The 21,925-nt window shown below is 70.6% G+C and carries 22 protein-coding genes; 5 read left to right on the forward strand and 17 right to left on the reverse strand.

What is annotated here, in order from left to right:
- Together ACFFBG_RS04345 and ACFFBG_RS04350 are read right to left on the reverse strand one after the other, a co-directional pair.
- Positions 1-220, reverse strand: a 220-nt coding sequence (locus ACFFBG_RS04345) for a helix-turn-helix domain-containing protein (protein ID WP_375475936.1), incomplete at its 3' end; no start/stop codon positions are given.
- A gap of 186 nt (positions 221-406) precedes the next feature.
- Complete coding sequence (locus ACFFBG_RS04350) at positions 407-2,026, reverse strand: ABC-F family ATP-binding cassette domain-containing protein (protein ID WP_375475938.1); 1,620 nt, start codon at positions 2,024-2,026, stop codon at positions 407-409.
- Between the two features lie 232 nt (positions 2,027-2,258).
- On the opposite strand from ACFFBG_RS04350, the gene ACFFBG_RS04355 reads away from it, so the two are divergent.
- On the forward strand, positions 2,259-3,968 hold the full coding sequence (locus ACFFBG_RS04355; protein WP_375475940.1) for a diguanylate cyclase domain-containing protein: 1,710 nt from the start codon (positions 2,259-2,261) through the stop codon (positions 3,966-3,968).
- On the opposite strand, the gene ACFFBG_RS04360 is transcribed toward ACFFBG_RS04355, so the two are convergent.
- The 10 genes from ACFFBG_RS04360 to ACFFBG_RS04405 are packed head-to-tail and all read right to left on the reverse strand — an operon-like array spanning position 3,961 to position 12,775.
- A complete protein-coding gene (locus ACFFBG_RS04360; RefSeq protein ID WP_375475942.1) occupies positions 3,961-5,187 on the reverse strand; it encodes an acyl-CoA dehydrogenase family protein in 1,227 nt (408 codons plus the stop codon). The genes ACFFBG_RS04355 and ACFFBG_RS04360 overlap by 8 nt on opposite strands.
- Positions 5,184-6,323, reverse strand: a complete 1,140-nt coding sequence (locus ACFFBG_RS04365; RefSeq protein WP_375475944.1) for an SPFH domain-containing protein — start codon at positions 6,321-6,323, stop codon at positions 5,184-5,186. Before ACFFBG_RS04365 ends, ACFFBG_RS04360 begins: the two co-directional genes overlap by 4 nt.
- 29 nt (positions 6,324-6,352) lie before the next feature.
- A complete protein-coding gene (locus ACFFBG_RS04370; protein WP_375475946.1) occupies positions 6,353-6,607 on the reverse strand; it encodes a hypothetical protein in 255 nt (84 codons plus the stop codon).
- Between the two features lie 30 nt (positions 6,608-6,637).
- The gene (locus tag ACFFBG_RS04375; RefSeq protein ID WP_375475948.1) at positions 6,638-6,982 is read right to left on the reverse strand and encodes a metal-sulfur cluster assembly factor; all 345 of its coding nucleotides are present in this window, start codon (positions 6,980-6,982) and stop codon (positions 6,638-6,640) included.
- Positions 6,979-7,452, reverse strand: coding sequence for a Fe-S cluster assembly sulfur transfer protein SufU (gene sufU, locus ACFFBG_RS04380; RefSeq protein ID WP_375476261.1), 474 nt, complete (start codon positions 7,450-7,452; stop codon positions 6,979-6,981). The genes ACFFBG_RS04375 and sufU overlap by 4 nt, the downstream gene beginning before the upstream one ends.
- 8 nt (positions 7,453-7,460) lie before the next feature.
- Complete coding sequence (locus tag ACFFBG_RS04385) at positions 7,461-8,729, reverse strand: cysteine desulfurase (RefSeq protein WP_375475950.1); 1,269 nt, start codon at positions 8,727-8,729, stop codon at positions 7,461-7,463.
- A 1-nt stretch (position 8,730) separates the two neighbouring features.
- A complete protein-coding gene (gene sufC / locus ACFFBG_RS04390) occupies positions 8,731-9,495 on the reverse strand; it encodes a Fe-S cluster assembly ATPase SufC (protein WP_375475952.1) in 765 nt (254 codons plus the stop codon).
- Positions 9,492-10,649, reverse strand: a complete 1,158-nt coding sequence (gene sufD, locus ACFFBG_RS04395) for a Fe-S cluster assembly protein SufD (protein WP_375475954.1) — start codon at positions 10,647-10,649, stop codon at positions 9,492-9,494. Before sufD ends, sufC begins: the two co-directional genes overlap by 4 nt.
- The gene (gene sufB / locus ACFFBG_RS04400) at positions 10,650-12,077 is read right to left on the reverse strand and encodes a Fe-S cluster assembly protein SufB (protein WP_375475956.1); all 1,428 of its coding nucleotides are present in this window, start codon (positions 12,075-12,077) and stop codon (positions 10,650-10,652) included.
- Entirely contained in the window at positions 12,074-12,775 is a 702-nt protein-coding gene (locus ACFFBG_RS04405; protein ID WP_375475958.1) for a helix-turn-helix transcriptional regulator, read from the reverse strand. The genes sufB and ACFFBG_RS04405 overlap by 4 nt, the downstream gene beginning before the upstream one ends.
- 107 nt (positions 12,776-12,882) lie before the next feature.
- Between ACFFBG_RS04405 and ACFFBG_RS04410 the strand changes: the two genes are divergently transcribed.
- The 3 genes from ACFFBG_RS04410 (at position 12,883) to ACFFBG_RS04420 (ending at position 15,426) form a co-directional block, all read left to right on the forward strand.
- Positions 12,883-13,554: a lysophospholipid acyltransferase family protein gene (locus ACFFBG_RS04410; RefSeq protein WP_375475960.1), complete on the forward strand. Its 672-nt coding sequence runs from the start codon at positions 12,883-12,885 to the stop codon at positions 13,552-13,554.
- A gap of 83 nt (positions 13,555-13,637) precedes the next feature.
- The gene (locus ACFFBG_RS04415) at positions 13,638-14,570 is read left to right on the forward strand and encodes an ABC transporter ATP-binding protein (RefSeq protein WP_375475962.1); all 933 of its coding nucleotides are present in this window, start codon (positions 13,638-13,640) and stop codon (positions 14,568-14,570) included.
- Between the two features lie 58 nt (positions 14,571-14,628).
- Complete coding sequence (locus tag ACFFBG_RS04420) at positions 14,629-15,426, forward strand: ABC transporter permease (RefSeq protein ID WP_375475964.1); 798 nt, start codon at positions 14,629-14,631, stop codon at positions 15,424-15,426.
- A 498-nt stretch (positions 15,427-15,924) separates the two neighbouring features.
- On the opposite strand, the gene ACFFBG_RS04425 is transcribed toward ACFFBG_RS04420, so the two are convergent.
- The 4 genes from ACFFBG_RS04425 to ACFFBG_RS04440 form a co-directional block, all read right to left on the reverse strand.
- Positions 15,925-16,542 (reverse strand): hypothetical protein, encoded by a 618-nt coding sequence (locus ACFFBG_RS04425; RefSeq protein WP_375475966.1) that lies wholly within the window; start codon positions 16,540-16,542, stop codon positions 15,925-15,927.
- Between the two features lie 324 nt (positions 16,543-16,866).
- Positions 16,867-17,538, reverse strand: a complete 672-nt coding sequence (locus tag ACFFBG_RS04430; protein WP_375475968.1) for a response regulator — start codon at positions 17,536-17,538, stop codon at positions 16,867-16,869.
- Positions 17,520-19,577 carry a sensor histidine kinase gene (locus ACFFBG_RS04435; protein WP_375475970.1) on the reverse strand — a complete coding sequence of 686 codons (2,058 nt, stop codon included), beginning with the start codon at positions 19,575-19,577 and terminating at the stop codon, positions 17,520-17,522. Before ACFFBG_RS04435 ends, ACFFBG_RS04430 begins: the two co-directional genes overlap by 19 nt.
- A gap of 30 nt (positions 19,578-19,607) precedes the next feature.
- Positions 19,608-20,147 (reverse strand): hypothetical protein, encoded by a 540-nt coding sequence (locus ACFFBG_RS04440; protein WP_375475972.1) that lies wholly within the window; start codon positions 20,145-20,147, stop codon positions 19,608-19,610.
- Between the two features lie 152 nt (positions 20,148-20,299).
- On the opposite strand from ACFFBG_RS04440, the gene ACFFBG_RS04445 reads away from it, so the two are divergent.
- Entirely contained in the window at positions 20,300-20,731 is a 432-nt protein-coding gene (locus ACFFBG_RS04445; protein ID WP_375475974.1) for a TIGR03618 family F420-dependent PPOX class oxidoreductase, read from the forward strand.
- A gap of 140 nt (positions 20,732-20,871) precedes the next feature.
- Here the strand turns inward: ACFFBG_RS04445 and ACFFBG_RS04450 are convergent, their stop codons facing one another.
- A complete protein-coding gene (locus tag ACFFBG_RS04450; RefSeq protein WP_375475976.1) occupies positions 20,872-21,810 on the reverse strand; it encodes a DUF6159 family protein in 939 nt (312 codons plus the stop codon).
- Positions 21,811-21,925 lie beyond the last annotated feature (115 nt).

Genomic DNA, 21,925 nt, shown 5'->3' on the forward strand with positions numbered 1-21,925 from the left:
GGGCAGCCTTCGAAGTGGCCTTCGTCCGGGTGGCGCCCCCGCGGCCGCGTAGCGCGACACCGGATTCGGAGAGGACGCGGTGCACGAAGCCGTAGGAGCGCCCGTGCGTGTCGGCCAACTCGCGGATGCTCTTGCCCTTGTCGTAGGCCTTCTTCAGCTCGCCGGCGAGCTTCGAGCGATCCGGGCCGGTGATCCGGGCGCCCTTCTTGAGCGTTGCCATGGTTCCCCCTCGTGATGCCGCCGTGGTCGCTGGGCGGCGGTTCTCCCGTCAGCGGTCGCCGGGGCTTGTTGCCCTGCGATATCGATGTTGATATCAGCCCGCCGAGCGCGGTCGCAAGATCGACTCATCGAGCCGCTGGCACGGATTGACCTGATCGGGCCGGGCGCGGTCGGCCGCGGGCTCGGGTCAGGCGAGGGTGATCAGGTCGGCGAGGTCGGCGCTCCAGGTGTCCTCGATGCCGTCGGGCAAGAGGATCACCTTCTCCGGCTGCAGCGCGTCCACGGCGCCCTCGTCGTGGGTGACGAGCACGATCGCGCCCTCGAAGGTGCGCAGCGCGTCGAGCACCTGCCCGCGGCTGACCGGGTCGAGGTTGTTGGTCGGCTCGTCCAGCAGCAACACGTTCGCCGCGCTCGTGACGAGCATGGCGAGCGCGAGGCGGGTCTTCTCCCCGCCCGACAGCACGCCGGCGGGCTTGGCGACGTCGTCGCCGGAAAACAGGAACGCGCCGAGGATCTTGCGCAGCTCGGTGTCGGTCAGATCGGACCGGCCGACGCTGGACGCGGACGTCCGCATGTTCTCGAGAATCGTCCGGTCGTGGTCGAGCGTCTCGTGCTCCTGGGCGTAGTAGCCCAACCGCAGGCCGTGACCCGGCACGACCTCGCCGGTGTCCGGCGGCTCCATCCCGGACAGCAACCGCAGCAGCGTGGTCTTGCCGGCGCCGTTCAAGCCGAGCACGACGACCCGCGAGCCGCGGTCCACCGCGAGGTCGACGCCGGCGAACACCTCAAGCGAGCCGTAGCTCTTGGACAGGCCGGCCGCGGTGAGCGGGGTCTTGCCGCATGGCGCCGGCGCCGGGAAGCGCAGCCTGGCCACCTTGTCCGACACGCGAACCTCGGCCAGGCCGGCGGCGAGGGCGGCCGCCCGCCGGTCCATCTGGTGCGCCGCGCGGGCCTTCGTCGCTTTCGCGCGCATCTTGTCCGCCTGGGTCTTCAACGACTCGATCTTCCGCTCGGCATTCGCGCGCTCGCGCACCCGCCGCTTCTCATCCGCCTCGCGCTGCTTGAGGTAGGTCTGCCAGCCGACGTTGTAGACGTCGACGGCCGCGCGGTTGGCGTCGAGGTACCAGACCTTGTTGACGACGGCGTCGAGCAGCCCGACGTCGTGGCTGATCAGCACCAGGCCGCCGGTGTGCTGGCGCAAGAAGTCCCGCAGCCAGGTGATCGAGTCGGCGTCGAGGTGGTTGGTCGGTTCGTCCAGCAGCAGCGTCGTGGGCTCGGCGCCGGAATCGGCGAACAGGATCCGAGCCAGCTCGATCCGTCGCCGCTGGCCGCCGGACAACGTCTCGAGCGCCTGGCCGAGCACCCGATCGGGCAGCCCGAGGTTCGCGCAGATCCGAGCCGCGTCGCTCTCGGCGGCGTATCCGCCGAGTGCTGCGAACCGCTCCTCGAGGTTGCCGTAGCGCCGCAGCAGGCCGTCGTCGTCCGGACGTTCGGCGAGCTGCACCTGCACCTTTGCGATGTCGGTGAGCAGCACGTCCAACCCGCGGGCCGACAGCACCCGGTCGCGCGCGAGCACGGCGAGGTCGCCGGTTCGCGGGTCCTGCGGCAGGTAGCCGACCGGGCCGGTCCGGTCGATCCGGCCACCGTGCGGCAGAGTCTCGCCGGCGAAGGTGCGCAAGCTGGTGGTCTTGCCGGCGCCGTTGCGGCCCACCAGGCCGATCCGGTCGCCCGGCTGAACCCGCAGCGTCACGGGCTCGAGCAGGATCCGCGCGCCCGCGCGCAGCTCGAGGTCGTGGGCGGTGATCATGGAAAGCTCCTGCGAGTAGGCGGGCCGGTGGTGTCGTGACTGGCCGGCTCACGAATCGGCGCGGATCGCTCCCACATCGCCCAGGGTACCGGGCGATGGCCGCTGAGGTGGCCGACCGCCCCGGCCCGCACTTCTGAGACTGTCTTGAGGCAATCGCTCAAGCCGGGGCCTGCGCCGCCGATAGCTCGGGGTAGCCCCAGCATCCGGGCGGCCGCGATCGAGGGGGTTCACGATGATTCTGCACCGCAGGGTGTGGTTCGTCGGCTCGTTGGCCGCGGCGCTGGTCGCGCTTGTCGTAGCCGCGTCGGTGATCATCGTCAACCGAGTGAGCGAGCGCGCCGACCTGCTGAGCGCGCACACCGCGGCCACGACCTACCTCACCCGTTCTGAGCTCTATTTCTCCCAGGCCGAGCATCAAGTCGCGGTAGCCCGCGCCAGCCAAAACACCGCCGCGTCATCTGGCGCGGTGCTCAACGCGTTCGCCTCGCAGACTCGCGCGGTCCGGATGTGGACTCGCTACAAGCAGGCAACGGCGAAGCTGGGCCCGCTGCCGGCCGGCGCCGGCGCCCTCGACAAGGCGCTCACGGCGGTCACCAAAGCGAGCGAGCGAAGCTCCGCCGACAGCGTGGCCTCCCCGACGCGGGCGACCTCAACGACCCTCACGACGTTCCTCGCCATGAGCGCGCTCGTCCAGCAAGCGCAGGTGGACTTCGCCGTGGTGCGGACGGCCGACGACTCCTGGTGGGCCGGGCAGTTCGCCGCCCTGCAGCACTCCATCTCTGGCGACATCACCACGCTGATCGTGCTCGCCGTGCTGGCGTTGTTGATCGCCATCGGCAGCCATGCGCTGCTCGGGCGTGTCGCACGGCGACGTGACGTCGAGCTCGCCGAACGCGACAACGACCTGGCCGGCGTGGCGCGCGCGAATGAGTTCGAGGCTCGGCTGCAGCGCGCGCTCGAGCTGTCGCCGAGTGAGGAACGGGTGTTCGCCGTCGTCGAACAGGCCCTCGGGGAGACCGTGCCGGAGCTGAGCGTCGAGATGTTGCTCGCCGACTCCAGCCGGGCGCACTTCCAGCAGACGGTGACCACTGGCGACGCAAAGCAGACCGGCTGCTCGGTCGAGTCGCCCGGGCACTGCCCGGCGGCGCAGCGCGGAGAGGTGCTGGTGTTCGAGTCGAGCCGCGCGCTCGACGCCTGCCCGTATTTGAAGGATGCGCCGACCCCCTGCTCGGCGGTGTGCGTCCCGGTGAGCGTCAGCGGGACGACGGTCGGGGTCGTGCATGCCGCCGGCCCGGTCGACGCTCCGCCGCCCGTCGAGGGACGCACGGCGCTGGAGTTGGTGTCGCGGCGTGCCTCGGATCGAATCGGCATGATGCGCGCGTTCACCCGCTCCGAAATCGCGGCCAGCACCGACGCGCTCACCGGCCTGCCGAACCGGCGCTCACTGGAGAATTCGGTCCGCGAGCTGGTCTCCGAACGCAGGGCCTATGCGGTCGCGTTCGCCGACCTCGACCACTTCAAGATCGTCAACGACAAGTACGGGCACGGCGCGGGCGACCAGGCGCTGCGCGTCTTCGCCCGGGTGCTGCGCGAATGCCTGCGTCCGGACGACCTGTGCGGGCGTTACGGCGGCGAGGAGTTCGTGGTGGTGCTGCCGGACTGCGACCAGCGCGAAGCGGTGCGCATCCTGGAGCGGATCCGCGAGCGCCTGGCGCTGACGCTGGTGACCGCGGACTGCCCGACGTACACGTCCAGCTTCGGGCTGGCGATGGCCGAGGCCGGACAGCCGCTCGCCGATGTCGTCGGCTCCGCCGACGCCGCGCTGCTGGAGGCGAAACGGCAGGGCCGCAACCGCGTGGTGATCGCGGAGGACGCGCTCCCCGAGGTCTCCCCCGCCGAAAGCGCGACACGCCAGGACCACAGCGTCGGCGCGCTTACGTGAACGCGCCCAGGCCGGTGATCGACCGGCCGACGATCAGCGAGTTGATCTCGCGGGTGCCCTCGAAGGAGTACAGCGCCTCCGCGTCGTTGAAGTACTTCGCGACGCCGTAGTCCAGCAGGATTCCGTTGCCGCCGAGCAGCTCGCGCGCCCAGCCGACGGTCTCCCGCAGCCGGCTCGTGCAATAGGACTTCGCCAGGGCGCCCTGCTCGTCGCGGAAGATGCCGTCGTCCTGCAACTGGGCCACCCGCACCGCCAACCCGAGCGAGGCGGTGATGTTGGCGAGCATCCGGGCGAGCAGGTCCTGCACCAGCTGGAAGCCGCCGATCGGCCGGCCGAACTGGACGCGGTCCGTCGCGTATTGCACCGCGACCTCGTAGACGGCGATCATCGCCCCGACCGAGCTCCACGCCACCCCGCCGCGGGTGTGCCGCAGCACCGTGTTGGTGTCCTTGAAGCTGTTCGCCCGCTGCAAGCGGTTGGCGTCAGGCACCCGCACGCCGTCGAGCACGAGATCGGCGTTCTGCGTGCTGCGCAACGCCAGCTTGCCCTCCATCTTCGTGGCCGTGAAGCCCGGCGTGCCCTTCTCGACCACGAAGCCCAACACCCTGTCATCGGCGACGTCGCGGGCCCAGATGACGATCAGGTCGGCGAAGGTCGCGTTGCCGATCCAGCGCTTCGCGCCGTCAAGCACCCATCCGTCGCCGTTCCTGGTCGCCGTGGTCTCCAGCCCGCCGGCGACGTCCGAGCCGCCGTGCGGTTCGGTCAGGCCGAACGCGCCGATCTTGGCCAAGCTCCGCATCTCCGGCAGCCAGCGCTCGCGCTGCTCGTCGGAGCCGCAGTAGTAGATCGAGCCCATCGCCAGGCCGCTGTGCACGCCGTAGAACGAGGCAAAGGACGAGTCGACGCGGGAGATCTCCAGGCTGACGAAGCCGGCCAGCAGCCGGCCCTCGGTCGGCGTGCCGGGCAGGTCGTAGGGCAGGCCGACGACGTTGAGTTCAGCGAAGCCGGGCAGCAGCTGGTGCGGGAATTCCGCGCGGGCCCAGTGGTCGTCGGCGACCGGCGCGAGGTTGTCCAGCAGCCACGCCCGCAAGCGGTCGAGCAGCGCGCGTTCGTGGTCGTCGAGCAGCCCGCGGTAGTCGAACACGTCGGCGTCGACGTCCGCGCGCGCCCCAGGAACCGGCGCCCCAGGAACCGGCGCCCCAGGAACCGGCGCAGTCACGCCGGCTCGTCGCCGGACTCGATCGCCGGCCGGGCACCTGCGTCGTCGCGGCCGTGCTTGTCGGCGCCGACGTTCGAGCGCAGCGAGTCGAAGATCGCCAGACCCTGTCCGACGAGTCCGGACACCACCTCGGACAGCCCGTCCGAGCCGTTGAGCAGCGTGACGTTGGCATTGGCCAGGCCGCCCGCCGCCTTCTCGACGATCAGCGGCAGCTGCTCGATCAACAGCTGGTCGAGCGCGACCCGGTTGCTCGAGGCCGCGGCGGCCGCCTGGATCTGGGTGCGCTCCGCGTCGGCCTTCGCGAGGATGCGGACGCGCTCGGCCTCCGCCTCAGCGGGCCTGATCACCTCGGAGACGAGCTGCTGCTGGCGTAGCTCGGCCTGACGTTGGGCCAGCCGGGTCTGCTCGTCGATGACCTCTTGCTGGGCCTGCGCCTGGGCGAGCGGCCCGGCCTGGCTGGCCCGCTGCTGCGCGGCCTGGGTCTCGGCGGCGTAGCCGGCCCGGGTCACCGCGGTCTCGCGCTCGTACTCGGCCTGCTTGCGCAACGACTGCTGCTGCGCCTCGGCGGACGCCTGGTCGGCGGCCGCCTGGGCGATCTGCGCCGCCTGCTGGATACGGGCGTTGTGCGGCGCCGCCATGGCCTTGATGTAGCCGAGCCCGCCGTCGTCGATCGACTGGATCTGCAGCGCGTCGACGATCAGCCCGATCTTCGCCATCTCGTCCTTGGAGCCGTCGAGCACCTCGGTGGCGAGCTTCTGCCGCTCGGTGATGATCTCCTCGACGGTCATCGAGCCGATGATCGAGCGCAGGTGGCCGGAGAAGATGCGGCCGGTGAGCGTCGCCATCTGGTCCTGGTCGGACAGGAACCGCTGCGCGGCGTTGACGATCGACTCCTGGTCGTTGCCGATCTTGGCCGCGATCACCGCCTTGACGGTCAACGCGATGCCCTGGCGGGTCACGCACGGCTCGTCGACCTCGGCTTCGAACATGGCAAGCGTCAAGAACTGGTACTTGCGCACGAACGGCAGGACGAACGCGCCGTGCCCGGTGACGACCCGGAACGGCGTGCCGCCTTCGGACCTGCCGCCGGAGACGAGCATCGCCTGGTCTGGCGCCGGCACGTGGTAACCGAACACGGGCGGTCACCTCCTTGATTCGACGCTACTCAAAGCTCGAGAAGAGACTCCACCGGGTCGGCCCATGGCAGCACGATCACGGTCCGCGGCCCGAGGGTCTGGGCGATGATCACCGCCTGGTTCTTGGCGAGCGGCTCGGCCGAGCGGGCGATGAACGTCTCCGTGCCGCCGCGAATGCGCACCTCGACCTCGCCGGGGCCGTCCGCGCCGCGGGTGGCCGTGGTGATGCGGCCCGCCAAGCCGATCGGCGAGCTGTCCGGGCCGCTGCTGTTGGGTGTCGTCACCGCTGGTCCGCCTGCGTGCAGTGCGCCGGGTCAGACGTTGAAGCCGAGGGCGCGCAGCTGCTCGCGGCCGTCGTCGGTGATCTTGTCCGGGCCCCACGGCGGCAGCCAGACCCAATTGATCTTGATGTCGGTCGCGAGCGGCGTCGGCCCGCCGGTCAACGCCGAGTGCGCCTGGTCCTCGATGACGTCGGTCAGCGGACAGGCCGCCGAGGTGAGCGTCATGTCGATGGTGATGACCCGACCGCCCTCGGCGTCCTCGACGCTGACGTCGTAGACGAGGCCGAGGTCGACCACGTTGATCCCGAGTTCGGGGTCGACGACATCGCGCATCGCCTCGTCGATCTCGTCGCGGGACGGCAGTGTTGCCGAGCTCATGAGCTCTCCTTTTTCGGGTCGTGGCCGCTCGTGCCCCAGCCGGCTTCGGCCACGGCGCTCTTCATCGCCATCCAGCCCAGCAGCGCGCACTTGACGCGCGCCGGGTACTTCGACACGCCCTCGAACGCGACGGCGTCCTCGAGCTCGTCCTCGTCGGCCTCGGTCAGCTCGGCGGCGCCGCGCGACTGCATGAGCTCGAGGAACTTCTGCTGCAGCGCCATCGCTTCGTCGACCTGCTTGCCGACGACCAGCTCGCTCATCACCGACGTGGACGCCTGGCTGATCGAACAGCCCTCGCCCTCCCAGCCGAGGTCGGCGACCGCGCCGTCGGCGAGCCGCACCCGCAGGGTGACCTCGTCGCCGCAGGTCGGGTTCACGTGGTGCACCTCGGCGTCGAACGGGTCGGGCAGTCCGCGGTGCTGCGGGTTCTTGTAGTGGTCCAGGATGATCTGCTGATACATCGAGTCCATGGAGACGCTCACCGCGCAAACACCTCCTGGACCCGCCGGACGCCGGCGACGAGAGCGTCGATCTCGGCAGTGGTCGTGTAAATGCCGAACGAGGCACGGGTGGTGGCCGGCACGCCGTAGCGCACGCACACCGGGCGCGCGCAATGGTGTCCGGCGCGCACTGCGATGCCATCCTCGTCCAGTAGCTGGGCGACGTCGTGCGGGTGCACGCCCTTGATCGCGAACGAGATCGTCGCGCCGCGATCGACCGGCGTCGACGGGCCGATGATCGACAGGTCCGGCACCGTCTGCAGCGCGTCCAGGGCGTAAGCGGTGAGCGCCTGCTCGTGCTCGCGGATGTCGTGCATGCCGAGGCCGGTGACGTAGTCGACGGCGGCGCCGAGCGCGACCGCCTGGGCGATCATCGGCGTGCCCGCCTCGAAGCGGTGCGGCGGCTCGGCGTAGGTGGTGCCCTGCATGGACACCGTCTCGATCATCTCGCCGCCGCCGAGGAACGGCGGCATGGCGGCGAGCAGCTCGTAGCGGCCCCACAGCACGCCGACGCCGCTCGGGCCGTACAGCTTGTGGCCGGTGAACGCGACGAAGTCGGCGCCGAGCGCCTGCACGTCGAGCGGCAGGTGCGGCGCCGCCTGCGCCGCGTCGACGATCGTGTACGCGCCGACTGCCTTCGCCCGGGCGATGATCCGCTCGACCGGGTTGATCGTGCCGAGCGCGTTGGACTGGTAGACAAAGGAGACGATCTTGGTGCGCTCGGTGATCACCTCGTCGATGGCGGACTCGACCAACCGACCGCTGTTCGGACCGTCGCCGTGGATCGGGATCCAGCGGAACGTCGCGCCGGTGCGCTGGCACAGCAGCTGCCACGGCACGAGGTTGCTGTGGTGCTCCATCTCGGTGACGACGACCTCGTCGCCCGGGCCCAGCCGGAACTGATCGGCGCCGGGGAAGGTGCTCGCGTTCGAGAACGAGTAGGCGAGCAGGTTCAGCGCTGCGGTGATGTTGGCGGTAAAGATGATCTCGTCGCGGGATGGCGCGTTCAGGAAGGCCGCCACCTTGTCCCGGGCGCCCTCGAACGCGTTGGTCGCCTCGCTGCCGAGGGTGTGCACGGCGCGCGCGACGTTGGCGTAGTGCTGGGCGTAGAAGTCGGCCTCGGCGTCGATGACCGCCTGCGGCTTCTGCGCGCTGTTGGCCGAGTCGAGGTACACGAGCGGCTTGCCGTGCACCTCGCGGCTGAGGATCGGGAAGTCCTTGCGGACCGCCTCGACGTCGAGAGTCATGTCACGCGCTCGCGATCTCCGGCACCCCGAACCGCGCGTAGCCCTCGTTCTCGAGGACGTCGGCGAGTTCCGGGCCGCCCGACTCGACGATGCGCCCGCCGAAGAAGACGTGCACGAAGTCCGGGGCGATGTAGTTGAGGATGCGCGTGTAGTGCGTGATCAGCAGGGTGCCGATGCCGTCCTGGCGGACGCGGTTCACGCCCTCGCTGACCACCCGCAGCGCGTCGACGTCGAGGCCGGAGTCGGTCTCGTCCAGGATCGCGATCTTGGGCTTGAGCAGCTCGAGCTGCAGGATCTCGTGCCGCTTCTTCTCTCCGCCGGAGAAGCCTTCGTTGACGCTGCGCTCGGCGAACGCCTTGTCGATCTCCAGCGCGGTCATCGCGGAGTTGACCTCTTTGACCCAGGTGCGCAGCTTGGGCGCCTCGCCGCGGACCGCGGTCGCCGCGCTGCGCAGGAAGTTCGACACCGACACGCCCGGCACCTCGACCGGGTACTGCATGGCGAGGAACAGCCCTGCGCGGGCGCGCTCGTCGACGGTCATCGCGAGGACGTCCGCGCCGTCGAGGGTCACCGAGCCGCCGGTGACCGTGTACTTCGGATGGCCGGCGATCGAGTAGGCGAGAGTGGACTTGCCCGAGCCGTTCGGGCCCATGATCGCGTGCGTCTGGCCGGAGGAGACGGTCAGGTCGACGCCCTTGAGGATCTCGGTGGTGTCGTCGCCGGCGCCGACCGTGACGTGCAGGTCGCGTATTTCCAGGGTGCTCATTCGGTCTCCAGGTCGGTGTCTTCGGCCGCGAAACCGAGGCGGGCCTCGATCGCGGTCATGATGCGCGCCTCAAGCTCCGGCAGCCCGATTCGCTCGACGACGTCGGCGAAGAAGCCGCGGACCACCAGCCGGCGCGCCTCGTCCTCGGGAATGCCGCGCGACTGCAGGTAGAACAGCTGCAGATCGTCGAATCGTCCCGTCGCGCTGGCGTGCCCGGCGCCGGCGATGTCGCCGGTCTCGATCTCGAGGTTCGGGACCGAGTCGGCGCGCGCGCCGTCCGAGAGCAGCAGGTTGCGGTTGAGTTCGTAGGTGCGGGTGCCGACGGCGGACGGCCGGATGCGCACGTCGCCGACCCACACCGTGCGGGCCGATTCGCCGCGCAGCGCGTTCTTGTACAGGACGTCGGAGGTGCACTGCGGCGCGCTGTGGTCGATGTACAGCCGGGACTCGAAGTGCTGATGCTCGCCGGCGAAGGCGACGCCGAGCAGCTCGGCACGGCCGCCGGGGCCGGTGAACGCGACGGTCGGCGAGGTGCGGACGACGCCGCCGCCCAAGGAGATGGAGGTGTAGCGGTAGGCCGCGTCGCGGCCCACCCGGGCGCCGACGTGGTCGGTGTGCAGGGTGTCGTCTGCCCACTCGTGCACCTGCACGAGGGACAGCCGGGCGCCGTCGCGCACGAGCACCGACGTCTCGGCCGCGTAATGGGCGCTGCCCTCGTAGGCGAGCACGACGGTGGCCTGCGCGTGATCGCCGATGTCGACGACGACGTGGGACCAGACGGCGTCCGACGTTCCGGTGCCGCGCAGCCGAACGATGACCGGTTCGTCGAGCTCGGCGCCCTTCGCGATCCGCAGCGCCAGCGCGCCGCCGGAGCGGGCGAGCGCGAGCGCGCTGAGCCGGTCTACCGGCGCGGGCAACTCGCCGAACGACGGGTCGTCACTGGCCAGCTCGACCAGCTCGACGCCGGCCGGCAGCTCGACGTTCCATTCGAGGCAAGCTCCGCTTGGCGCGCCCTCGATCAGCGGGCGAAGCCGGGCCAGCGGGCTGAAGCGCCAGGCCTCATCGCGACCGCTGACCGCGGGAAACGCGTCGGGGTCGAGCGAGGTGAAGCGTTCAGCCGGCGATCCGGTCGGTGTTTTGAGCAGGGCCGTCATCTAGCCAACGGCTCCTTCCATCTGCAGTTCGATCAGCCGGTTGAGCTCGAGGGCGTACTCCATCGGCAGCTCGCGGGCAATCGGCTCGACGAAGCCGCGCACGACCATCGCCATCGCCTCGTCCTCGGACAGGCCGCGGCTCATCAGGTAGAAGAGCTGGTCCTCGCTGACCTTCGACACGGTCGCCTCGTGGCCCATCGACACGTCGTCCTCGCGGACGTCGACGTAGGGATAGGTGTCCGAGCGGCTGATGTCGTCGACGAGCAGCGCGTCGCACTTCACCGTCGAGGCGCTGCCGTAGGCGCCCTTGTTCACCTGGACGAGCCCGCGGTAGGACGTCCGGCCGCCGCCGCGCGCCACCGACTTGCTGACGATGGTCGAGGACGTGTGCGGCGCGAGGTGCAGCATCTTGGCGCCGGCGTCCTGGTGCTGGCCCTCGCCGGCGAACGCGATGGACAGGACCTCGCCCTTGGCGTGCTCGCCGGTCAGCCATACCGCGGGGTACTTCATGGTGACCTTGGAGCCGATGTTGCCGTCGATCCACTCCATGGTCGCGCCGGCCTCGGCCTTCGCCCGCTTGGTGACCAGGTTGTAGACGTTGTTCGACCAGTTCTGGATCGTCGTGTAGCGGCAGCGGCCGCCCTTCTTGACGATGATCTCGACCACGGCCGAGTGCAGCGAGTCCGAGCTGTAGATGGGCGCGGTGCACCCTTCGACGTAGTGCACGTAGGCGTCCTCGTCGACGATGATCAGCGTGCGCTCGAACTGGCCCATGTTCTCGGTGTTGATCCGGAAGTAGGCCTGCAGCGGGATCTCGACGTGCACGCCCTTCGGCACGTAGATGAACGACCCGCCGGACCACACCGCGGTGTTGAGCGCGGAGAACTTGTTGTCCCCGGACGGGATGACCGAGCCGAAGTACTCCTCGAACAGTTCCGGGTGCTCCTTGAGCGCGGTGTCGGTGTCCAGGAAGATCACGCCCTGGCGCTCGAGCTCCTCATTAATCTTGTGATAGACGACCTCAGACTCGTACTGGGCTGCGACGCCGGAGATCAGCCGTTGCTTCTCCGCCTCGGGGATGCCGAGCTTGTCGTAGGTGTTCTTGATGTCGGCGGGCAGGTCGTCCCAGCTCGCCGCTTGCTTCTCCGTCGACCGAACGAAGTACTTGATGTTGTCGAAGTCGATGCCGGACAGGTCGGAGCCCCACGTCGGCATCGGCTTCTTGTCGAAGATCGACAACGCCTTCAGCCGGCGGTCCAGCATCCACTGCGGCTCGCGCTTCTTGTCCGAGATGTCGCGCACGACGAGGTCGGACAGGCCGCGCTGCGCGGCCGCTCCGGCGACGTCGGAGTCGGCCCAGCCGAAGCCGTACCGCCCCAGCGCGTCGATCTGCTCGTCCTGGGTGAGGCGTTCGGGCGTGGTGGTCATATCTGGTTCCTCCCGGAGTGGGCGGGTTGGTCGACGGACAGCGGCACGTGCGTCGTGCACACGCCGTCGCCGTGCGCGATCGTGGCGAGCCGTTGGACGTAGGTGCCGAGAACCTGCTCGAAGGCGCGGGTCTCGGCTTCGCACAGCTCGGGGAACTCGGCCGCGACGTGCGCGACCGGGCAGTGGTGCTGGCACAGCTGAACGCCGACGCCGGCGCGCTGCGTCGTCGAAGCGTAGCCGCCGCGCGACAGCGCCCCGGCCATCGCCTCGGTGCGCTCGGCCAGCGGCGACGCGGCGTCGATGTTCGCCGCGACCTGCTGCATGAGCGTGGCGGCGCGGTGCTCGGCGAAGGCGACGACGGCTTCGGGTCCGCCCGTCGCGCGCAGGTAGCGCAATGCGGTGTTCGCGAGGTCGTCGTAGGCGTGCGGGAATGCGCCGCGGCCGGCGTCGGTCAGCGCGTAAAGGCGAGCGGGGCGGCCACGGCCACGGGAGGCGGACGGACGCGGCTCACGCTCCACCAGCGTGCCGTCTGCCACGAGCGCGTCCAGATGACGGCGGATCCCGGCGGCGGACAGGCCGAGCCGGTCGGCGAGGTCGGCGGCGCTCTGCGGGCCGTTCTCGAGGACCGCGCGACCCACCGCGTCCCGGGTCCGGTCGCCAGCGGTGGCTGCCGCTGCGGCACGTCCGGGGATTTTCACAACACCAGTATGACGTATTTCCCCGAGCAGGTTCGGACCTGGGGCGTGTGATCTTTCGGCGTCCGCGTCATGGGTTCGTTTCCGCGGCGCTCCGCTAGGTTCGAGGCGTGCTGTATAGGGCCATGGAGCTGACGGTGGGGACGGCACTGCGCGCGGTCTTCCGCCCAAAGGTCGTCGGCGCCGACAACGTGCCGGCCAGCGGTCCGGTGATCCTCGCGGCGAATCACGTCTCGTTCTGCGACGAGGTTTTCAGCGCGATCACCTCGGGTCGTCAGGTCTTCTTCTTCGCCAAGGCCGAGTATTTCAACGCGCCGGGGCTCAAGGGCGCGGCGATGGCCGCGTTGTGCCGCGGCCTCGGGCAGGTTCCGGTCGAGCGGAAGGACACCCGCTCGGCGGCGGCGTCCATCGACGTCGGCGTGGACCTGCTCGCCGAAGGTCGAGTGCTCGGCATCTTCCCAGAGGGCACCCGCTCGCCGGACGGCCGGTTGCACAAGTTCCGCACCGGCGTGGCGCGGCTCGCGTTACGCAGCGAGGCGCCGGTCGTCCCGGTCGGCCTGATCGGCACCCGCGAGGTGCAGCCACCGGGCACCCGCGGTTGGCACCGGGCGCCCCTCGAGGTGCACTTCGGCACGCCGCTGGTGTTTGCCGGCATGCAGGAGCGCGAACGCAGCGCACGGGTGCTGCGCGAGATCACCGAGACGGTCCGCGCCGATGTGCAGCGGCTGTCGCGGCAGGATTACGTGGACGACTTCGCCGTGAGCGCGAAGCTCGCAGGCTGAGCGCAGCGCGGCGGCTGAGCGCAGCGGGTCACTTCACTGAGCGCAGCGCGGCGGCTGGTCTCGCGGATTCCTAGACTGGCGGCGTGCCCGCCGAGCCCGCTGCCGTCGAGGTCGCCGATCTCGTCAAGGCCTACGGCGCCTTGCGTGCCGTCGACGGCGTCTCGCTGACCGCCCCGCGCGGCGCCGTCCTCGCGCTGCTCGGGCCGAACGGCGCCGGCAAGACGACCACCGTCGAGATCTGCGAAGGCTTCCGCCGGGCCGACGCCGGATCGGTGCGGGTGCTCGGGCTCGACCCGATCCGCGACGCCGTGGCGCTGCGTCCGCGCGTCGGCGTCATGCTGCAGGACGGCGTCGGCGGCTACACCGGCGCCACGGCGCTCGAGCTGCTGCGGCTGTTCGCCTCGTATGCCGCGCACCCGCAGGATCCCGGCGCGTTGCTGGAAGTCGTCGGCTTGTCGGCGGTGTCCGGCACCGCAGTGAAGCGGCTGTCCGGCGGCCAGCAGCAGCGGCTGTCGTTGGCGCTCGCCTTGGTCGCGCGGCCTGAGCTCGTGTTCCTCGACGAGCCGACGTCGGGCATGGACCCGCAGGCGCGCCGCGGCACGTGGGACCTGCTGCGCTCGCTGCGCTCCGACGGCGTGAGCGTCGTGCTCACCACCCATTTTCTCGACGAGGCGGAGCAGCTGGCCGACACCGTCGTGGTCGTCGACGCAGGCCGGGTCGTCGCACAGGGCAGTCCGGCGGAGCTCACGCGGGCCGGCGCCGAGGGTCAAATCCGCTTCCGCGCCGTCCCGAAGCTGCGCCTTGACACGCTGCTGACCGCGTTGCCGAGCGGCTCGCAGGCTGCCGAGACGGAGCCTGGCCGCTATCTCGTGACCGGCGATGTCACGCCCCAGCTGCTCGCGACTTTGACGGCTTGGTGCGCCTCGCAGCATGTGCTCGCCGAGGATCTCGCGGTCGAGCGGCGCACGCTCGAGGACGTCTTTCTCGACCTCACCGGCCGGGGGCTGCGGGCGTGAGCAGCACCCCACGAAATCGCTCCGCACAGAACGCTTCACGATTCCGCGGGGACCCCGCATGAGCACCCCCATGAGCTTTTCGCCTGAGACTGGTCCGCTGTCTTTCGCGCCGGCGCCGGCGCCGGCGTCGCGCGGCCGGATGCTCGCCGCGCAGACCCGGATGGAGTTCCGGCTGCTGTTGCGCAACGGCGAGCAGGTCGGGCTCACGCTGCTGATCCCGCTGTTGTTGTTGTTCTTCTTCAACCTGCCGCTTCTCTACTCCCTCGACACGCCCCGGCGGATCGACTTCGTCGTGCCGAGCATCATCGCGCTGGCCGTCATGTCCGCGGCGTTCACCGGGCTCGCGATCGGCACCGGCTTCGAGCGCAAGTACGCGGTGCTGAAACGGCTCGGCGCCACCGCCCTGCCGCGCTCGGTGCTGATCCTCGGCAAGACGCTTGCCGTGCTGCTGCTCGAGTTGCTGCAGCTGGTGCTGGTGTGCGGATTCGGGTTCGCGCTCGCCTGGCATCCGCACGGCGATCCGCTCGCGGCGTTGCTGCTCGTGGTGTTGGGGACGGCGGCGTTCGGCGGTCTCGGACTGCTCGTCGCCGGCACGCTGCGCGCGGAGGTGACGCTAGCCGCGGCGAACCTGGTGTGGCTGATCCTGCTGTTCGCCGGCGGCATCGCGATTCCGCTGGACCGATTCGGCGGCGCCGCGCGAGACGTACTGCAGTACCTGCCGTCGGCCGCCCTGTCCGACGGGCTGCATTCAGTGCTGCAGCACGGCGCCGGGTTGCCGGGCCGCGACACGGTGACATTGCTCGTGTGGGCGGCCATCGCTGTCCCCGCCGCCGCCCGCTGGTTCCGCTGGGAGTGAGGGCACCGCGTCGCCGCCCGGCGTGGCCGTCAGCCACTCGCTGACGCCGCGTTCGAGTCCATCGATTGACCGACGGATCGGTCGTCAGCCACTCGCCGAGACGGGTCGCTGAGACCGCCCGCGCTAGGCATAATCTGCGGTGTGATGGCTGTCAGGGACTTCAATCGGAGATCGGCCGCGTGGTTCGTCCGGCACCCGTGGGCCTATCTGGTCTTGATTCCTGGCTCGATGCTCCTCGGCGGTTTCGTCGGTGCCACCGCCGCGTACGCCACTTCGGATTCTCATGCGTTCCCCTGGCTCCCTTTTGTCTGGATCGCGCCCTTGGCTGGGTTGCCTGCCGCAATCGTGCGCTTTCGCAAGGCTCGCCGCTCTCTCGTGAGCTGACGCAGGACGGCTACTGGGCCCTCGGCCTCGCCGCAGTCGCTTGCCGAGCTATCGAGCGCGGAACGGCTCGGCGGCGCGCGTCCCCATGCCACGAATCCAGCCAGCAATCCGCACCTACGGACGGTCGGGCAGGAACAGACGAAGTCGACCGGTGTCGACGTCTCGGCCGCGCGCTTCGGCGGCGACCGCGATGGCGTGTTGGTCGTCGCCGTACGCGTTGATCAGTCGGCGGGCCAGATCGACATGGTCGCCACTCAGCTCGGTGATGCTGTGTTCGCCGATGTGCAGCACAACCGGGCTGGTCGGGTCGCCGCCTTGAGGTGATGACAGCCAGACCTCCAAGGGACGGACCTGATCCGACTCCGCCCCGCTATTCCGAGTGCGCGGCGCCTCGGCGAACAGGCGGGCCAACACATGGCGGGCGGGCGCCAGCTCCCGGGTCGGCACGTCGATCGTGATCTGCAGCTGGTCCGGACGCCAGGCCGCCACGCCCTGCAGACCCTCCGGCGGCTCGGTCGAGCTCAGCCACGCGTCCTCCCTGGCGACGTCGCGAAGGAAGCCGACGACCCCGGCGAGGTCTCTGACCTGCCGTGCGATCAGACCCGCCGCGGTGCGGCGCGGAGAGCCGACGAGTCGTACCAAGAAATCAAGCTCTGCAGGATCAACCTCGGTGACGCCGCGCACCGACATCTCCCACATCACCAACGCGCGGACCTCGGCCGGGTCAGACACGTGCTCGGCTTTCGCCGCCGCGACAGCGGCACGGACCGCCTGTGTTCGCGGGTCCTCAGCCCGACGAGCACGGCGAGCCTCGCGTTCTCGCCAGCGGTCAGACCAGGACTCATCTGGCACCGACGCATCATGGCACCACGCTCCGCCGATCTCGCCCTAGTCGCCGCACGGCTCGGACAGCTCCAACAACTGACGCGTGGGTCCGCTCCATAGGTGCCTGCAGCGTTTATCGGGCACGCGTGAGTTTCCGTAAGTCTTAGCGCGGTTTGCGCGTCACGCGGTCGAGGTCGGGCCGCACCTGGACAGTCCGCCGCGACATCAGGGTCACCGGCGCACGGCGGCGCCGAGGCCGGCTTGTCGAGCCAGCTCGATCGCCTCGGCGCGATCGGCGGCGCCCAGCTTGGTGAGGATCGTCGACACCTGGTTGCGGACGGTCTTGTCGCTCAGGCACAGCTCGCGGGCGATGGCGATGTTGCCCAGCCCGCGGGAGACGAGGTCGAGCACCTCGACCTCGCGGGTCGTCAACTGCGGAAAGGGCCGGTCTAGGGTGCGCCGTCCGGTCAGCGCGTCGAGCACCGGAGCGGCCGCGGCGCCGGCGAGCACGACCTCGCCGGCCGCGACCGAGGCCAGCGCCCGCTCGATGGCCGCCTCGTCCGCGCCCTTGAGCAGGTAGCCCCGGGCGCCGGCCCGCAGCGCGGCGCCGATGGAGTCCGGGTCGTCGCTCATCGTCAGCACCAGCACGGCGACGTCCGGAAGCTCGCCGACGACGGCCCGGCAGGCGGTCAGGCCGTCGACACCCGGCATGGCGAGGTCCATGAGCACGACGTCGGGCCGGTGCTGCCGTGCCGACGCGATCGCGGCCGCGCCGTCGCCGACCGCGTCGACCACCTCCACCCCGACGATGTCGTCGAGGGTCGCGCACAGCCCGCGGCGGAACACCGGGTGGTCGTCGGCGACGACGACCCGGATCACCGCGGTCACAGCGCCGGCAGCCACGCGCGCACCTGCATTCCCGAGCCGTCCGAGCTGACCGTCACCCGACCGCCGAGCTCGCTGACCCGCTCGCGCATCGACGCCATCCCCACACCGTCGATCGCGTCGGCGCCTGCTCCGACGCCGTCGTCGCTGATCGTGACCTCGAGACCGGCGTCGACAGCCGCCAACCGCACGGTGCAGATGGTCGCGCCGGCATGGCGCACGACGTTGGTCATCGCCTCGGTCGCGACCCGGTAGGCGGCGACCTCGACCGCGGCGGGCAGTCCCGCGAGCGGCGCGGTCGCCTCCACCGTGAACGCGACGTGGTCGGACAGCGCGGCTGCGCGTTGCCGCACCGCCGCGACCAGTCCAAGCTCGTCGAGCGATGCGGGCCCGAGGCCGTTCACCAGGCGGCGGATGTCGTTGATCGCGTCCTGCACGTCCAGGCGGGTGGTCGACAGCGCGTTGCGGCGCTCGTCGTCCGCGCCCAACTGGCGCTCGACGCGCTGCACGGCGAGGGCGGTGCTGGCCAGCACCGGGCCGATGCCGTCGTGCAGCTCGCGGCGGATGCGGCGGCGCTCCTCCTCGCTGGCCTGCACGAGCGTGGTCCGCGACCGGCGCAGCTGCTCGGTCAGGTGGACCGCCTCGACGGCGCCGGCGATGCGGGCCGCGAAGTCGGCGAGCAGCCGTTCGTCGGCCCCGGTCAACCGCTCATTCGGCGAGCGCGGCGCCAGCCGCAGCGTGCCGCTGCGGCGTCCCCGGTGGACGAGCGCGACCTCGATCGGCGTGGCCGTCGGCGTTCCGTGCGCGGCGACCGTCCGGGCCTCGCGCTCGACGTCCACGACGAGTTCGACGTACGGCAGCCGGAACGTCTCGGCGACGGTGCGCACGGCCGCCTCAAGGGCCTCGTCGGGCGAGAGGCTGACGTCGATGCGCCGGCCGAGCGTGGTCAGCGCGCCGTACGGCGACATCCGCCGGCCGAGCAGCAGGTAGCCGACGGCCCGTTCGGCGGCAAGCTTCAGCGGGCCGAACACGACCGCGATCACGCCCGTCACCAGCAGCGAGATGCCGAACGCCGACCGCGAGTCGAACAGCGTGCCGAGGATCGTGACCGCGACGGCGTAGCCGGCGACGACGACCACCGTCACCGCGAGGTAGGTGAGGTTGCGGTTGAGCACGACCTCGGCGTCGAACAGCTGCCGGCGCATCGTCGTGGTGAGCGAGGCCAGGGGAAGGCTGCAGATCGCGAGGCCCTCGGCCGCGCTGCCCAGCAGCGACGGGCTGTCGTGCCCCGCCAGCGCGAGCGTCAGCTCGGTGAGTCCGCTCGCCACCAGCCAGAGGGCGGCGGTCGCGAAGAGCGCGATCGCCGTGCGCTCGGCGCCGGTGCCCCGCCGCCACCGCGCGATGAGGGCGACGAGGCTGACGACCAGGACGATCACGAGCCCGACAAAGACGACGGTCTGCGCGGCGTGCACGCCCGCGTGCAGCGCCGGCACGCCCAGCGGATTGGTGCGGCCGGCGCCGTCGTCGAGTCGGCCGGACTTGACCAGATCGCCGACCAGCAGCACGGCGGTGCACGCGGCGGCGGCGATCGCGACCGCCCGCCACCGCCGGCTCGGCGAGGGCAGCCGGCCGTCCGGGAACACGAGGACGCCGAAGCCCAGCAGGAGCGCCTGCGGCAGGTCGGCCAGCACGCTGCGGGCGAGCAGCAGGGCTTCGGCCAGACCGTCCGCCTCACCCCGGCGGAGCAGGGCCGGTCCGAGCACGCCCGCGACGGCTGCGGTCTGCGCCCCGAGCCCGATGGTCAGCATCAGCCAGCCGTAGCGCCGCCCGGCCGCGGACCGCGCGAGCACGCCCCCGGCGATCGCGCAGACCAGCCACGCCCCGAACCACACGACGTCGTCGGCGGCGAACGAGAAGGCGGACCGGTCGACGAGTGAGGCGACCACCGTCGCGGCGTAGAGGACGCACGCGGCGAGCGCAGCGAGGACGGGCGGCGTCGCGGGGCTGATCGTCGGTCCTCGCCGGGCGAGCGCGAACGTCACGACGTCGTCCGCCATGTGCTCACCCGCCTTCGAGGTAGCGACATGCTAACCGGCGGCGTGCACGATCCGGACGACCTCGATCGCGATCGTCACGACGACGCACGCGGCCGCGATCGCCCAGCACGGCCGGTCCCAGCGCGAGACCGAGCCGTCGGCCCGGGCGCGGACGATCAGCTGGGCCGACGCCGCGGCCAGGCAGAACGGGATCGGGGTGTACCAGAGCAGCGCGGTGGCGATGACGCTGAACGGCGCGAGCCCCAGCGCCACCCGTCGCGATGTGCGCGCAGTCGGCACGGCACGATGCGGGCCGATGTAGGCGATGCCATAGGCGACGATCCACCCCAGCACGCCGGAGATCGCGTAGACGGGCAATTCCCGCCAGCCGCTGGCCTGCTTGGGCGCGAAGTGATGATGCAGCTGGCTTCCGGCGACATCCCAGGCGAGGCCGGCCACGAGGACGGCGAGGCCCACGAGGCGGTCGCGCCGGACGGGGACGCGCGCGTGGTCCGTGCGCTGGTCCGCGTGCGGACCAGCGCCCTGCGCTGCGGCGACGGACGGATCGAACGCGGGGTCGGCGACGGACACGAGGTACCTCCGGGTGACGGGCCGACGGTGCGTCGGCGACGTCCCCGACGATCTCCGCCCGAGCGTCCCGTCCACGAGGGACGACCGTCACGTCCTCTCCCGATGCACCGGCCTTCGGCGATCCACCGGCTTCCCCGTGGCAGGCTCGGCGGATGACGACGCTGGGTGAGGCCGCCGCTCTCGGACGCGACGAGCAGGGGCTCGCCGTCGTCTCGACGCTGCGCGCCGACCACACCATCCAGAGCTCGCTGGTCAACGCCGGCGTGGTGCGCGATCCGGCGGCCGGCGCCGACGTGCTCGCCTTCGTCACCTACGGACGGGTCAAACTGGCGAACCTCCGGGCGCGTCCGCAGGTCGCCGTGACCTTCCGCTCGGGCTGGAAGTGGGCCACAGTCGAAGGTCGGGCGACGCTGCTCGGCCCGGCCGACGGCGATCTCGACGCGGAGGCCTTGCGGCAATTGCTGCGGGAGATCTTCGCCGCGGCCGGCGGCACGCACGACGACTGGGACGCCTACGACCGGACGATGGTGGAGCAGGGTCGCACCGCGGTGCTCATCAACACGACTCGCGTCTACAGCAACTGAGCGTCGCCGCGTTCACGGGTTCGAAGAGTCAGGTTGTCACCCCATTCGACCGGTCCCAAGGATCCACTAGCCGGTCTAACGGGGTGACAAGCCCGGGGATCGTGCACGGTGACGCCCCACCGGTTGCCCAGCACAGCTGGTCAGCCGCGTCGCCGCTTCTTCGCTCGGAACGCCCCGGCGAACAGGGAGGGGTCGATGCCTGGGACGGGACGTCCGGTGGCCCAGCGATAGATCAACGCGCGGGCGTAGGTGGCGATGGCGCCGAACACGATGCTCATGGCAATCAGGATCAGCGCCCCGATTGCCGCCAGGACGACGCCGCCGGCCACACCGCCCGAGCCGGTGGCGGCATCGCTCGTGGCGACTATGACGCCGCTGACCAGCAGCACGGACGGAATGATCGTCAACACGATCGTAATAGCGCCGAACCGGAGCGTCGTCCGCACGCTCGTGCCCCAGATGCCCTTGATGACGTTCGAGGACCGCTTGACCGCCTCGATCGGGCCGACGCCCTCGGCGATGATCACCGGGATGGCGAAGAAGCTCGCGACGGCCCAGGCGATGCCGCCGAGGAAGCCGAGGATCCTGCCGACCAGGCCGAGGCGCTGCTCGACGGCCCGGATGATCGTGCCGACGATGGTCGTGAACACCGCCCACTGCAGAATCTGCCGGCGCATCTGCCACGCCGCCGCGAGCACGCCCTGAAGGGTCGGATCCTGCCCGTCGGCGCGCTGGTAGGCGCCGATCACCAGTGCGGACTGGAAGAAGATTCCGATCACGCTGGCGACGAAGCCACCGAGGATCGCGAACAGGTACAGCGGAAACCGATTCTCATGACCCGATCCGAGGCCGAGGATCAGCCCCGGCACGAACAGCACACCGAACGCGACGACGCTGGCGACCGTCCCGATCACGGGCACCGCGATCAATTCGCGGTCCCGCTTCAGCATGGCCCAGGAAGCGGTCAAGATCTGCTTGCCGGTCGGGCTGGTGCGTCCCACCGGCGCAACGGGCTCGGGCGCCCCGTACCGATAGGGATCGAACTCCCCCGGGCTGGACGGCTTGGACAGGTCAGCCATAACTAGAGTCCCACCTCACGGCTAGTTAACGCGATGACGAAAGTGTCGCACGCGACGTCCCATGGCAGCAGACCCCGGCCGACGCTGGATGAACAACCGCGGCGCCGACGCGGCC

The sequence above is a fragment of the uncultured Jatrophihabitans sp. genome, assembly GCF_964251945.1.
Taxonomy (GTDB): domain Bacteria; phylum Actinomycetota; class Actinomycetes; order Mycobacteriales; family Jatrophihabitantaceae; genus Jatrophihabitans.